Below are 14224 nucleotides of genomic sequence, written 5' to 3'. Positions count from 1 at the left end.
TATGGAAGGTGACCATATCAAAATAAACAAATGGCTGTTGCCTTTCAGCTGGCTCTATGGGCTGGTAGTGGGGCTTCGCAACGAACTGTTTGAGCTGAACATTCTCAAGACCCGACGGTTTGACATTCCTGTCATATCCGTCGGAAACATCACCGTGGGAGGTTCCGGGAAGACCCCTCATGTAGAGTATCTTGTCCGACTACTGAAGGACAAGATGAAGGTGGCTGTTCTCTCACGTGGCTATAAGCGTAAGAGTCATGGATATGTGCTGGCGAATGAAGACACGCCAATGCGTGAGATTGGCGATGAGCCATATCAGATGAAGACCAAATTCCCTGATATTCGTGTAGCAGTAGATAAGAAACGATGTGAGGGAATAGACCGGCTGACATCTGATGAAGAGACGAAAGATACTGATGTTATCCTCTTGGATGACGCCTTCCAGCACCGCTATGTACAGCCAGGAATCAATATACTATTGGTAGACTATCACCGGCTTATCATCTACGACAAGCTCCTTCCGGCAGGAAGACTGCGTGAACCGCTTTCGGGAAAGCATCGTGCTGACATTGTGATTATCACGAAGTGTCCTAAAAGTCTCAATCCTATAGACTACCGTGTGCTTAGTAAGGCTATGGAACTATATCCCTTCCAGCAACTTTATTTCACGACATTGGAATATTGCGACCTTGAACCTATCTTCAATAAAGGCAAGAATATACCGCTGACTGAAATACGAGGAAAGAATATCCTGTTGCTTGCAGGTATTGCATCACCCAAACAGCTGGAGCTTGACCTCAATTCCTTCACGGGCAACAACGCCTTAACAATCCTCTCTTTCCCTGACCATCATGCTTTCACAGCAAAGGATATCAACCGTATTAACGAGACCTTTGCAAATATGGATGAGCCAAAGTTGATTGTTACAACGGAAAAGGATCAGGCACGTCTCATTGACGTTGAAAGACTATCAGACGAAGTAAAAGAAAACATTTATGCGCTTCCTATCAAAGTAAGATTCATGCTTGATAAGGAGGAGACATTCAATCAAAAAATAATATCCTATGTACGAAAAAATTCAAGAAACAGCATCTTGGCTAAAAGAGAGGATGACCACAAGTCCAAAGACAGCCATCATTCTGGGCACAGGCCTCGGACAATTAGCTTCAGAGATAACTGACAGTTATGCATTCTCTTATCAGGACATACCTAATTTTCCTGTATCAACAGTAGAGGGACACGCTGGCAGACTTATCTTTGGAAGACTTGGAGACAAGGACATCATGGCGATGGAAGGACGCTTCCATTTCTATGAAGGATATGGCATGAAGGACGTTACCTTCCCTATCCGTGTGATGTATGAATTAGGTATCGAGACTCTCTTTGTCTCTAATGCTTCTGGCGGTATGAACCCAGAGTTCAAGATCGGCGACTTGATGATTATTACCGATCATATCAATATGTTCCCGGAGCATCCGCTGCGTGGTCGTAACTTCCCGATTGGTCCCCGATTCCCGGATATGCACGAGGCATACGACCATGAATTGGTAGAGCTGGCAGACTCTATTGCGAAGGAAAAGAACATCCGGGTTATGCATGGAGTCTACATGGGTGTACAGGGACCAACCTTTGAAACGCCTGCTGAATATCGTATGTATCACAAGATGGGAGCCGATGCCGTTGGTATGAGTACTGTGCCAGAGGTTATCGTAGCCCGCCATAGCGGGATCAAGGTGTTCGGCATCAGTGTTATCACTGACCTCGGCGGCTTTGACGTACCTGTCAAAGTGAGCCATGAGGAAGTGCAAGAAGCAGCCAATGCAGCACAACCACGTATGACCGAAATCATGCGTGAGATGATCAAGCGTTCATAAAACATACATAAACAACATTCAACTAAGGCGTTCTTTATTCTATAAGTTTATAGATAAAGGACGTCTTAGACATTATATCACTAAGCTATCAATAAAGTAAATGGAAATAAAGGAACTCGGTGAATTCGGACTTATCAACCGTCTGACAAAAGATATCCACCCCGTCAACAACTCAACCATCATGGGCGTGGGTGACGATGCAGCCGTTCTTCACTATACAGACAAGGAAACACTCGTATCTTCACAGATGTTCATGGAAGGGGTGCAGTTTGACCTGACCTACATAGACATGGAACATCTTGCCTACAAGGTGGCTATGATTACGATGAGTAATATCTTTGCTATGAACGGGCAGCCACGCCAGCTCATCGTGTCATTAGGTCTGGGCAAGCGTTTCAAGGTGGAAGATGTTGACCAGTTCTATGCCGGACTGAACAAAGCCTGCACCAAATGGAATGTAGACATCGTGGGTGGTGATACGACATCTTCATATACCGGACTCGCTATCAACCTCACGTGTATTGGTGAAGCTGCAAAGGAAGATATTGTATATCGCAATGGTGCGAATGAAACTGATCTTATCTGTGTGACAGGTGACCTGGGAGCAGCTTATATGGGATTGCAGATTCTTGAACGTGAGAAGAGTGTTTACTATCAGCAGGTGGAAGAGTATAATAATAAGGTAAAGGAAGCACAGCGCAATAAGGACGAGAAACGACTTGAAGCATTGCGTATGGAACGTGCAGCCATTGAAGGATTCCAACCAGATTTCGCAGGTAAGGAATACCTCATTGACCGACAACTGAAACCAGAAGCGCGTGGGGAATTTCTCAACCAGCTTCGTGAAGCAGGTATCCGGCCAACTTCCATGATAGATATATCTGATGGCCTGGCAAGTGAACTGAAACATATCTGCGAGAAAAGCCACTGCGGCTGCAGGATATATGAAAAGAATATCCCTATCGATTACCAGACTGCTGCTACATGCGAGGAGTTCAATATGAATCTGACAACAGCAGCCTTGAACGGTGGAGAGGATTATGAACTACTCTTTACAGTCCCTATCGGCGATCATGAGAAAATAGATAAAATTGAGAATATCAAACAAATAGGTTACATTACAAAAGAAAATTTAGGTACATTCCTTATTACCCGAGATGGTAATGAGTTTGAATTAAAAGCTCAAGGATGGGTTGTAAATAAAAATTAAGATATTTGTTAAAGCATACAAACTGCAAGAAAAATATTTAGAAAAGTTTGGAGGAATCAAACAAAAGCACTACCTTTGCATCGCAATTCAGAAATAGTGCTAATGCTTACTAATAAAGATTGCAAAATAATGGTGCCATAGCTCAGTTGGTAGAGCAAAGGACTGAAAATCCTTGTGTCCCCGGTTCGATTCCTGGTGGTACCACTCCTCCTTTCATCAGGGCGGTTCTCGTAAGAGGCCGCTCTTTTTTTATGCATCTATATTTTATATGCAAAGTGCATCAGGGATTCAACGTGACTGTAGATTCAACAGCATTCCTGCGTTTAGCCATTCAATAGTTCGGGACAGTAGGTATTTAGTTTCTTCTCTGATATATAATTGATTCAATCCCAACAACATACTGCAAGGTGGTTTTTAATACTCAACACCATTGGTACTTGCCATCAACACATCGGTAGAAAACGGGAAAGGTTTATCGAACACTAATGCTTTAGAGTAGGATTCTACGTCGGGTGGTTTGTAACTCGTTGCAAAATTGACTCATGCAAGCGTCCTCTGATGCACTCCAATTTATCAGCTAAACCTATCTCAATAGCGAAAACACTTCCGGTATCCCTGTCATTTCCCACTACCCAAGACATGAAAACACAAGAAAACATGATATTGCAAGTTCGTTTATTTCCGTTTAATTTAGTACTTTTGCAACAGAATTAAAAACAAAATTATGAAACTATCTACAATTGCACTCACCATCATGTTAGGACTCAGTTCTTCCACTATGGCACAACCGAAAGACATCACGATAAGACTTGTAGAAACCTCTGACGTTCATGGGTCTTTCTTCCCATACAACTTTATCACCCGAAAAGCTAAAAGTGGTTCTATGGCAAGGGTCTACACACTGATTGAAGAACTTCGCAAGAAGAACGGAAAGGAAAATATCTATCTGCTGGACAATGGAGACATATTGCAAGGACAACCCATTTCCTACTATTATAATTACGTAGCACATGAAAAGACAAACATCGCCGCAAGTGTTCTTAACTATATGGGATATGATGCCGCAACGGTCGGAAATCATGACATCGAGACGGGACATGAGGTATATGACAAATGGTTCAAAGAACTGAATTTCCCTATTCTTGGAGCAAATGTAATCGACACAAAGACCAACAAGCCTTATATCCTGCCTTATTATACAATCAGAAAAGGAAACGGCATAAAGGTCTGCGTAATCGGCATGCTCACCCCTGCTATACCTAACTGGCTGAAAGAAAGTATCTGGAGTGGTCTGCGTTTTGAGGAAATGGTGTCTTGTGCAAGAAGAACAATGACTGAAGTAAAGGCAAAGGAGAAGCCTGATGTCATTGTCGGACTGTTCCATTCTGGCTGGGATGGCGGTATCAAGACAGCAACCTACGATGAAGATGCCTCAAAGAAAGTAGCACAGGAAGTACCGGGCTTTGACGTTGTCTTCTTTGGACATGACCACACACCTCATAACTCGGTCGTAAAGAATGTTTCAGGTAAGGATGTTATCTGTCTCGACCCTGCCAACAATGCGCAGCGCATAGCCATGGCAACACTGACTCTCAGACCCAAGACCGTTAAAGGTAAGCGGCGATATACACTGGCAAAAGCTACTGGTGAACTTGTTGACGTCAAGGAACTAAAGGCTGATGAGGCTTTCCTCAAGCACTTCCAGTCAGAAATTGATGATGTCAAGACTTGGAGTGAGCAGGTGATTGGAAAATTTGAGAATACTATCTATACAAAGGACAGCTATTTCGGCAACTCTGCATTCAATGACCTTATCCTCGATTTGGAACTGGAGATTACCAAGGCTGACATTGCATTCAATGCACCTTTGCTCTTCAACTCTTCCATCAAGGCTGGTCCGGTCACTATTGCGGATATGTTCAACCTCTACAAGTACGAGAACAATCTCTGCACTATGCGGCTCACAGGAAAAGAAATCCGCAAACACCTTGAGATGAGCTACGACCTTTGGTGCAACACGATGAAGAGTCCTGACGATTACCTGCTCCTCCTCTCTGACACACAGAATGATGCACAGCGTCTGGGATTCAAGAACTTCTCATTTAACTTTGATTCGGCTGCAGGTATCGACTATGAGGTGGATGTCACAAAACCCGACGGTGAGAAGGTGCGCATCCTTCGCATGAGTAACGGAGAACCGTTTGATGAAAATAAATGGTACACGGTTGCCGTAAACAGTTACCGTGCCAATGGTGGCGGCGAACTGTTGACCAAAGGTGCTGGCATTCCACGTGATTCTCTGAAAAGCCGCATTGTCTGGGAAAGCCCTAAGGATCAGCGATATTATCTCATGGAAGAAATCAAGAAAGCCGGTGTGATGAACCCACAGCCACATAACAACTGGAAGTTTGTCCCAGAAGAATGGACTGTTCCTGCGGCTACACGTGACCGTAAACTTCTTTTTGGAGAATAAACTGTGGGAAAGGAAGAAAAAAGAACAAGAAAAGAGTCAAGGGTTTAGGATAAAGGAAAGGGCTGATGGTATTAAACGGGCTCTCGCTCCGGGACTGTTCTACTCTAACAGAGCACACTTAACTCCCCCCCATCACCTTTTCAGACATCCTCAACTTTTCCAAGAACAGAGTTTAAGTAATGTCAATGTATTAACACATAGACTGATGAAGAAATACTGGTTTGTTTTCTGCAAGACAGATGTCATGCTGGAGAAAGTCGGTGAAAATTATACCATTCCACTTTCTGAAGAAGCCCCGATACCACTGCAGCCGTGGACACACGCCCTGAACATCACACCTATGGAGAACGGCACAGAGGTGAAGGCGGTTATGGTCGACCAACCCGTAACAGACAATCCGCAATTTGAAATGTGCGGCTTACGCCCCTCCTTCTACCTCCTTTCTACCGAGTTCTATCTCAAGGCCGGTAAGTGCCATGAGCTGCTCTACTGGGACAACAACACAAAGTTCTGCGGTGTATGCGGTGCACCTATGAAGATGCACACCGACATATCCAAGCGATGCACGAACTGTGGGAAAGAAGTGTGGCCACAGTTGGCAACAGCTATCATAGTCCTTGTACACCGTGATGATGAGGTTCTGTTGGTACATGCACGCAACTTCAAGTCCGACTTCTACGGTCTTGTGGCAGGCTTTGTCGAGACAGGTGAGACATTGGAAGAAGCAGTACACCGTGAGGTGGCTGAAGAAACTGGAATAAAAATAAAGAATCTGCGCTACTTTGGGTCACAACCCTGGCCCTACCCTTGCGGTCTGATGATTGGTTTCAATGCCGATTATGATGGCGGCGACCTTCACTTACAACATAGCGAACTGTCTAAAGGAGCATGGTTCAAAAAGAATAATCTGCCTGTCATTCCCGAACGCCTGTCTATTGCACGGATGATTCTTGACGACTGGATAAAAGAAACTTCAATATAAATAAACCCTAACACAATGATGACTTTCTTAGAAAAAGCCCTCGGATTTGATCCCAAATCCATGAAGCTCCGTACTGAGTTTATTGCTGGAGCAACGACATTCTTAACAATGAGCTATATCTTAGCCGTCAATCCTGACATTCTTTCAGACACAGGCATGGACAAAGGAGCACTCTTCACAGGTACTGCTCTTGCTGCTGCCATAGCTACATTACTGCTGGCTTTCATGGCAAAGCTGCCCTTCGCACAGGCTCCATCCATGGGTCTTAATGCCTTCTTTGCATATACGCTCTGCCAGACATTGGGATACTCTTGGCAGCATTCCCTTGCCATCATGCTTATTGAAGGCGTGGTCTTCATCATAATCACCTTTTTCAATGTGCGTGAGATGATTCTCGATTCCATCCCGAACAATCTTCGCTATGCTATATCGGCAGGTATCGGTATGTTCATTGCCTTCATCGGTCTGAAGAATGCAGGCATCATAGTTGATAATAAAGCAACCCTCGTCGGTCTGGGAGCCTTTACCCCTACATCTATTCTTGGCATAATTGCCATCCTGCTCAGTGGAGCACTCATGGCAAAGAACGTCAAAGGCTCTCTGTTCTGGAGCATTATCATCACAACAATCATAGGCATACCAATGGGAGTAACCATTATTCCAGACAGCTGGCTTCCCATCTCCGCACCACAAGACATAAGCCCTATCTTCTGCAAGTTCGACTTTTCGGGGCTCATAAGTCTCAAGACACTACTGGTAATCTTCTCCCTGCTCTTGATTAACATCTTTGACACAATCGGTACATTGATGGGCTTGGCTGACAAGACTGGCATCATTGAGCCGAATGGCAATATTCCTCGTGTAAAGGAAGCCATGATGAGTGATGCCATCGGTACAACATGCGGTGCCATGTTAGGCAGTTCCACATTGACAACATACGTCGAGAGTGCCAGCGGTATTGCTGAAGGTGGCCGCTCTGGAGTCACCTCATTGACGGTCGGAATCTTCTTCATCATAGCACTTTTCCTCTCCCCTATCTTCATGCTTATACCAAGTGCTGCAACAAGTGGTGCCCTGGTTATGGTAGGTGTGCTGATGATTGACTCTGTGAAGAAGCTCGACCTCCAAGACATTACCGAGTCATTCCCAGCTTTTATCACTATGATAACAATGGTACTCTGCTATTCCATTGCTGACGGAATCTGCCTGGGAATCCTGTCTTTCGTATTTATGAAGACATGTACCCGCCAATGGAAAGACCTTAACTGGACACTTTTCGTTCTTGCAGTCCTATTTATTCTAAACTTCGTTATTGAAAAACATACCTGACATACAAAAAGAAACACCCTCCCTATCAAGATGCAGAAATACATATCTTGACAGGGAGGTTTTGTTTTGTCGCACAACAACTTAGCACCCTCCACATCACCGATTACCATTGCGTTTCATCCTCCAATCATAACTACCTGTTCAAAAGAAAAAAGCAAAAAAACTTGATAAAGTTTGCACAGTTAAAATAAAATGACTACTTTTGCAACCGCTTACGAAAAGTAAGGGCGTTTAGCTCAGCTGGTTTAGAGCATCTGCCTTACAAGCAGAGGGTCGGCGGTTCGAATCCGTCAACGCCCACCATTGGGTAGTTTCCAGAGTGGCCAAATGGGGCAGACTGTAAATCTGCTGCTTCTAGCTTCGGTGGTTCGAATCCATCACTACCCACAAAAGAGCTGTAATCATCAGATTACAGCTCTTTTGTTTTATATACCCAGCCCCACTCCTACCATCCAGTTGGCAATAGTTCAAATAATATTGTTGTACTTTCACATTCATACCGCATCACACTTGGCACATTTTTTGTAACTTTGCAGACATTGAATTACAAAACAAAAGACGCATAAAATGAAGATAAAAGAAACACCTGTCCTACTGCTCACAGGCTATTTAGGCAGCGGAAAGACTACATTAGTAAACAAAATCCTTTCAAATAAAAAAGGAATTAAGTTTGCCGTTATCGTCAATGACATCGGCGAGGTGAACATTGATGCCGACCTGATTGAGGCTGGTGGTGTTGTTGATCAGAAAGATGACTCACTCGTTGCACTCCAGAATGGTTGCATCTGCTGTACGCTGAAAATGGACTTAATCCAGCAACTGAACGAGATCGTATCACAGCAGAAGTTCGACTACATTGTCATTGAGGCAAGTGGCATCTGTGAACCGGCACCGATTGCACAGACTATCTGCGCTTACCCACAGATGTACCCGGACTTGGCAAAGAACGGTAAAGCCATACTCGATTCCATCGTGACCGTTGTTGACGCACGACGTATGTGCGATGAATTCTCTGCTGGTAACGACCTCTTGAAGAAAGACCTGCAAGAAGACGATCTTGAGAACCTGCTTATCCAGCAGATTGAATTCTGCAACATTATTCTCCTTAACAAGGTTGATGATGTAAACAAAGAAGAATTGGGACTGGTAAAGAGCATCATCCGTTCACTCCAGCCCAAGGCTGAGATTATTGAATGCAACTATGGTGACGTTGACCTTGACAAAATCATCAACACCAGGGATTTCAACTTTGACAAAGTAGCAACATCTGCTTCGTGGATTGCTGAGATTGAAGGACATGATGAAGAAGAAGAGCATGAACATGAAGAACATGGTCACCATCATGAGCATCACCACCATCATCACAATCTGGAGAATGAAGAGAGCGGAGAAGCCTTGGAATATAACATCCAGACTTTCGTTTATTACGCACGTAAACCATTTGACATCAACTTCTTTGATGACTTCGTAGCACGTCAGTGGCCTAAGCAGATTATCCGTTGTAAGGGACTGTGCTATTTCTCCAACGAGAAGGATGTCTGTTATGTTTTCGAGCAGGCAGGCAAACAAGTGAGCCTACGCAATGCCGGTCAGTGGTATGCCACCATGCCACAGTTCCAACTACGTGAATTCTTGGAGAAAAATCCTAAACTGAAGAAAGACTGGGAAGAACCTTACGGTGACCGTATGCAAAAGTTGGTTTTCATTGGTCAGGACCTCGACAAAGAGGCTATCACAAAAGCACTTGATACATGCCTGACTGACTTCTAAGTATCTCTGTAAATAGCAAAAGGCGGGGGCCGCACTTTATTGTGCGATCCCCGCCTTTTACTATTATCGCTTTCATAAGTATGGAAGGATAAATCTTTATTCACAAAAGACACCTAATCACAATGTAACTGGTACTTTAAAAACCCCATGAGACTACACCCGCACAGTTAATTTCAGCATCGGAGAGAAATTATTTTCATGAAAAAAAATATTTCTTTTCATGAAGAAAAATATTTTTCTTCACGATAATAAATATTTATGGTTCATCCGATATTTGGAGTGATAACCAATGAATGATACTCAAATTTTGAGATAAAAATCTCTTCATAACCTTCTCATTAATAAATGGATTTAGACTAAATGAAGTGAATTTATAAGTTATAGTAACTCCTGCACTACTAATTAGCACATTATGATTATAATTCTCCGTATATAAAGGGTTTAACATATATGAGCAATGGTGTAAGTAGTTGATTATTAATAACTAATTATTATCACTCCAAATTCCGGAAGACCCATATTTATTACCGTGAAGATAATTCTTTGCAGGTGTAGTTTAATACAAATCAATCATTAGAGCCTGAACAGATTTTGTTTGATAACCGGGAGATTGTTTGTCTTTGTAACGAAGGCATAACAGGCTACGTCAAGTTAGATAGACATACAAGATACCGACAGGCAAATTAAAGAAGTCAGGAGGCAATACTAATATGATCAGATGACTGATTTGACCCAAACATTTTAGTATAACCGAACTTCATCTCCTATCTGCAGCCCACGCTCAGCAATCTTCTCGTTCTTCTTAACAAGGCTCTTCAGTCGGATACCATACTTCTGCGCTATATCATACAGACTTTCTGACTTGCGCACATAATATGGACGTTTCTTAAAGGTCTTCGGTGCCTTCGACAGTTTCTTCTTCAACCAGATAAACTCACCCTCAACAAGACGGTCTTTCTTATCACGCTCATTATATTTAGCCAACTTACGAGCACTGATATCCAACTCCTTACTCAAAGACTTAAACGTATCACCTTGCCTTACAACTACATAGTAGTTCTCATTGTATTTATGGATTGCATGCGCTCCTGCTATCTGAGTAGTAGTTGTGCGATTGTTACCAGCATCACGGGCAGACATGTTCTCTCCACTATGATGAGCCATGAAGCGGTCATAATGCTTCGCCTTGTCATACTCATAAAGTTTATAAAGCTCGATAAGATTTATCAGACTCTGTGCGTATGCAGGATTAGTTGCATATCCGGCACGCTTCAGTCCATGTGCCCATCCACGATAATCACTCCTGTCCAGACTAAACAGACTTCTATAACGTGGACGATCACGAAGGAATTTGCAGTGGTCTTCATAACTCTCCAATGCACTGTCGTATGCACGGAAACACTCTCCTATCGCATCATCATCATGAGTAATCGTACGTCCTTTCCAACCATGACACTTGATACCAAAGTGATTATTACCCTGACGGACAAGCCTTCCACGACCAGCTCCGCTCTCCAACAGACCTTGTGCCAAGGTGATGCTGGCAGGCACGCCATACTTCAGCATACCCTCAATAGCCATGTCCTTGTACTGGTCAATATAAGCCTGATAGACCTGATTCCATTTTGCCGGACCAGCCGCTATGGCTGACAACATATAGAGGAATGAGAAAAAAAGGAAGATATATCGTCGCATAAAAAGTTCTTTTTGGATTATATAACTGCAAAAATACACGTTTTATTATATAATGCAAAACTATTTGTCTTAAAATCTCACAAACATATCAAAACTTATGCTTAACTTTGTATTCTATGAAGACGGTTATTGCACTTGGTTCAAATTTCAATCAGACGGAAAATATTTCCAAAGCACAGGCATTGTTGAAACAATATTTCAAGGATGTCAGATTCACTGAAGCTCAATGTACAGAACCTATCGGGATAGAGTCGGACAACTTTCTGAACTGTATAGGAACTTTTGAAACAACATGGACACTTACACAAGTGCAACAATGCCTGAAGGAAGTTGAGAAGTCAATGGGTGACTCACATGAGAACCATCAGCAGGGAAAGGTCCTGATTGACATTGACCTTGCACAATATGGTGGGAAGATTGTAAAGGAGATAATATGGCTGTAAGAATAACGGGAAGAATAATCATTACGTTTGTGCTGTTCCTTAACTTCTATATTCCTGCTACTGCACAGAAGAGCAAGGATGCAGAAGAGTTGGGAAAAGCGCTGGAGTACTTTACTTCCGCAAAGTACCATGAGGCACTGCTTATCTTCCAACGTCTGGACAAGGCATACCAACTTAACGACCGTTTCAAAGCCTATATCGGACTGTGCTATTATCATGAATGGGACTATGAAGCAGCAGCAGATTATCTGGAAGATGCCATCCCGAAGCTGGAAGTACTTGCTCCACACGAACGTTCCGTCTATTATTATACCGCAGCAGAAAGTAATTTTAACCTGAAGCGGTACAAAGAGGCTGTCCCCTACTATGAGAAAACGCTGACCGTATGTTATGAACGGGAGAAAGGTGACGTCTACTATCGGTTAGGTCTGTGCCACATGTTCCTGCAATCTTGGAAAACTGCATATGACCAATACATGAATGCTGAGAAAAAATATAATCAATTTAGACAAGGAGAAGACGTACAGGGAAGACTTGCCCAGCTTAAACGGATGGCAGCTGCCTGCTGGGCAAAATATGAGGTAACACTACCCAAAGACTCCTTGAGGAAAATAACTGACAAAACGACCAATAACAACAATATAACGATACAACATAAAAGTATATCGACAATCCTCAACTCACTGACTTCTACAATGTTATTACCACCTGTTATCCCCGTTTCTATAAAAGAGATTATCAAGGAGGATGAGAATATAAAACTTGAAAAATAAATACTACTTTTCTTGTATTTTCTTCGTCTATTCGGTTTTTTTATCGTACTTTTGCGACACATAGACCTAAACGAATCTATTTATGGCATGGATACTCCGCCAGGGTATCTTATTGCTTAATAAACCTGCACAAAAAACGCTACTTCAACATCCACTGACATATATCCCAATGACTCTTATATTGGATTCTGAATTCGGCAAAACAAGATATTGCCATAATCTAGTATCTATGGGAAAACACAGAAAGGGCTGGCACCGAAGACAATAAGATCTACGACGTCAGCCCTTAATATGAGTTCAAAAAAGATGTTGTTTATGCCATTGCCTCTTTTATCTTTTCTACAATATACTTCACATCATCATCTGTTACCAGTGGACCGCTTGGCAGGCACATGCCAACCTTAAAGAGACTCTCACTGACACCATTGACATATGATGGACAATCCTTATAGCAAGGCTGCTTGTGCATTGGTTTCCAGAGAGGACGACACTCTATGTTAGCCTTGTCAAGGAATACGCGCATAGCCTCAACATTGGCATTCGGCTCGCAATCAGTATGTGCATCGTCTACAGAATGAATAACACCAGCAGCACCACCTACAGCACCCTGCACCGTAGTCTTGTAGGCGTTCTCCTGTCCTTTTACCTTGACAGAAGGGTCTATAACCATTGTGTTCAGCCAGAAGTTGGAATCATACTCCGGTGAAGGATTGGCATGGAAAGTAATACCCTCTATCTTGCTGAAAGCCTCTTCATACAAATGGGCAATATGACGGTGATGGGCGATATGCTCATCGAGAACAGTCATCTGACCACGACCGATACCTGCACAGACATTGCTCATGCGATAGTTATAGCCTATCTTCTCATGCTGATAGTAAGGATAACCCTCACGTGCCTGTGTAGCATAGAACATCACATTGTTGCGGGCAGCCTCATCAGGGCAGACAAGCGCACCACCACCTGATGTGGTAATCATCTTATTACCATTGAATGACAGAACACCATACGCACCGAACGTACCGCAAACCTGTCCTGCATATCTTGACCCTAAGCCCTCGGCTGCATCCTCAACCACAGGAATATCATACTTATCTGCCACTGCAAGGATTTCCTTTATCTTTGCAGGCATACCATAGAGATAAACCACGATGATAGCCTTTGGCTTCTTACCAGTCTTGGCAATTCTGTCCTTGATAGCTTCCTCCAACAACACAGGATCCATATTCCATGTTTCCTGCTCTGAGTCAACAAAGACAGGCGTAGCCCCCTGGTAAGTTACGGGGTGTGAACTGGCGCAGAAGGTGAAGCTCTGGCAGATGACCTCGTCACCTGCCTTCACTCCCAATGCCACCAAAGAGAGATGTACAGCAGACGTACCAGAACAGAGTGCCACGACACGCTTATCCTCCAATCCAGGTAAAGACTCCTTCCACAGATTATCAGGATTATCCTCATGCGGCATAATCGTTTGTGGATACGCCTCCTTTGCAAGGAAGTTTCCTCTTTCATCTGAAGGACTTACAGACACTGAGAAACGTCTCAAGTCATCTTCAAAGCCATTGACATTTGGTCCCAATGGTACAACCCAATTGGTGTCGAACGCCTCTTGGATGTATTTCATTTCATTACCGCTCATGTGAGCGAGACAAAGTAAAATACGGTTTCTTTCCAT

11 protein-coding genes and 3 tRNA genes are annotated in these 14224 nt (G+C 43.3%); 12 read left to right on the top strand and 2 right to left on the bottom strand.

Annotated features, from left to right (window positions below):
- Position 1: 1 nt before the first annotated feature.
- From lpxK to ADJ77_RS02850, 10 genes are all read left to right on the top strand, one after another.
- The gene (gene lpxK, locus ADJ77_RS02895; RefSeq protein ID WP_050696003.1) at positions 2-1180 is read left to right on the top strand and encodes a tetraacyldisaccharide 4'-kinase; all 1179 of its coding nucleotides are present in this window, start codon (positions 2-4) and stop codon (positions 1178-1180) included.
- A complete protein-coding gene (locus tag ADJ77_RS02890) occupies positions 1065-1874 on the top strand; it encodes a purine-nucleoside phosphorylase (RefSeq protein WP_082224141.1) in 810 nt (269 codons plus the stop codon). The genes lpxK and ADJ77_RS02890 overlap by 116 nt, the downstream gene beginning before the upstream one ends.
- A 100-nt stretch (positions 1875-1974) precedes the next feature.
- Positions 1975-3084, top strand: a complete 1110-nt coding sequence (locus ADJ77_RS02885; protein ID WP_025078907.1) for a thiamine-phosphate kinase — start codon at positions 1975-1977, stop codon at positions 3082-3084.
- 131 nt (positions 3085-3215) lie between these two features.
- Positions 3216-3288 (top strand) — tRNA-Phe (locus tag ADJ77_RS02880).
- A gap of 520 nt (positions 3289-3808) precedes the next feature.
- Positions 3809-5557 (top strand): bifunctional metallophosphatase/5'-nucleotidase, encoded by a 1749-nt coding sequence (locus ADJ77_RS02875; RefSeq protein ID WP_025078908.1) that lies wholly within the window; start codon positions 3809-3811, stop codon positions 5555-5557.
- 205 nt (positions 5558-5762) lie between these two features.
- Positions 5763-6539, top strand: coding sequence for an NAD(+) diphosphatase (nudC, locus tag ADJ77_RS02870; protein ID WP_025078910.1), 777 nt, complete (start codon positions 5763-5765; stop codon positions 6537-6539).
- Positions 6540-6557: 18 nt separating this feature from the next.
- On the top strand, positions 6558-7868 hold the full coding sequence (locus tag ADJ77_RS02865; protein WP_050696212.1) for an NCS2 family permease: 1311 nt from the start codon (positions 6558-6560) through the stop codon (positions 7866-7868).
- 225 nt (positions 7869-8093) lie between these two features.
- Positions 8094-8171 (top strand) — tRNA-Val (locus ADJ77_RS02860).
- A gap of 2 nt (positions 8172-8173) precedes the next feature.
- Positions 8174-8255 (top strand) — tRNA-Tyr (locus ADJ77_RS02855).
- Between the two features lie 180 nt (positions 8256-8435).
- Positions 8436-9638 carry a CobW family GTP-binding protein gene (locus ADJ77_RS02850; protein WP_025079272.1) on the top strand — a complete coding sequence of 401 codons (1203 nt, stop codon included), beginning with the start codon at positions 8436-8438 and terminating at the stop codon, positions 9636-9638.
- Positions 9639-10379: 741 nt separating this feature from the next.
- Here the strand turns inward: ADJ77_RS02850 and ADJ77_RS02845 are convergent.
- On the bottom strand, positions 10380-11333 hold the full coding sequence (locus tag ADJ77_RS02845; protein ID WP_025078935.1) for a glucosaminidase domain-containing protein: 954 nt from the start codon (positions 11331-11333) through the stop codon (positions 10380-10382).
- Positions 11334-11449: 116 nt separating this feature from the next.
- Here ADJ77_RS02845 and ADJ77_RS02840 point away from each other — a divergent pair, with 116 nt between their 5' ends.
- Complete coding sequence (locus ADJ77_RS02840; protein WP_025078936.1) at positions 11450-11776, top strand: 2-amino-4-hydroxy-6-hydroxymethyldihydropteridine diphosphokinase; 327 nt, start codon at positions 11450-11452, stop codon at positions 11774-11776.
- The gene (locus tag ADJ77_RS02835) at positions 11767-12549 is read left to right on the top strand and encodes a tetratricopeptide repeat protein (protein WP_025078937.1); all 783 of its coding nucleotides are present in this window, start codon (positions 11767-11769) and stop codon (positions 12547-12549) included. The genes ADJ77_RS02840 and ADJ77_RS02835 overlap by 10 nt, the downstream gene beginning before the upstream one ends.
- Positions 12550-12862: 313 nt before the next feature.
- On the opposite strand, the gene ADJ77_RS02830 is transcribed toward ADJ77_RS02835, so the two are convergent.
- On the bottom strand, positions 12863-14224 hold the full coding sequence (locus ADJ77_RS02830) for a DegT/DnrJ/EryC1/StrS family aminotransferase (protein ID WP_050696001.1): 1362 nt from the start codon (positions 14222-14224) through the stop codon (positions 12863-12865).

The organism is Prevotella fusca JCM 17724 (genome assembly GCF_001262015.1).
Lineage (GTDB): Bacteria > Bacteroidota > Bacteroidia > Bacteroidales > Bacteroidaceae > Prevotella > Prevotella fusca.
Note: the sequence above shows the minus strand (reverse complement) of the source record. Positions and strands in the feature narration are given on the sequence as shown.

Excerpts from the sequence above, each read along its gene's own strand:
- ADJ77_RS02850 (WP_025079272.1), top strand. The coding sequence starts at position 8,436 with ATGAAGATAAAAGAAACACCTGTCCTACTGCTCACAGGCTATTTAGGC.
- ADJ77_RS02835 (WP_025078937.1), top strand. The coding sequence starts at position 11,767 with ATGGCTGTAAGAATAACGGGAAGAATAATCATTACGTTTGTGCTGTTC.
- ADJ77_RS02865 (WP_050696212.1), top strand. The coding sequence starts at position 6,558 with ATGACTTTCTTAGAAAAAGCCCTCGGATTTGATCCCAAATCCATGAAG.
- ADJ77_RS02845 (WP_025078935.1), bottom strand. The coding sequence starts at position 11,333 with ATGCGACGATATATCTTCCTTTTTTTCTCATTCCTCTATATGTTGTCA.
- lpxK (WP_050696003.1), top strand. The coding sequence starts at position 2 with ATGGAAGGTGACCATATCAAAATAAACAAATGGCTGTTGCCTTTCAGC.
- ADJ77_RS02830 (WP_050696001.1), bottom strand. The coding sequence starts at position 14,224 with ATGGAAAGAAACCGTATTTTACTTTGTCTCGCTCACATGAGCGGTAAT.
- ADJ77_RS02875 (WP_025078908.1), top strand. The coding sequence starts at position 3,809 with ATGAAACTATCTACAATTGCACTCACCATCATGTTAGGACTCAGTTCT.
- ADJ77_RS02890 (WP_082224141.1), top strand. The coding sequence starts at position 1,065 with ATGTACGAAAAAATTCAAGAAACAGCATCTTGGCTAAAAGAGAGGATG.
- nudC (WP_025078910.1), top strand. The coding sequence starts at position 5,763 with ATGAAGAAATACTGGTTTGTTTTCTGCAAGACAGATGTCATGCTGGAG.
- ADJ77_RS02885 (WP_025078907.1), top strand. The coding sequence starts at position 1,975 with ATGGAAATAAAGGAACTCGGTGAATTCGGACTTATCAACCGTCTGACA.
- ADJ77_RS02840 (WP_025078936.1), top strand. The coding sequence starts at position 11,450 with ATGAAGACGGTTATTGCACTTGGTTCAAATTTCAATCAGACGGAAAAT.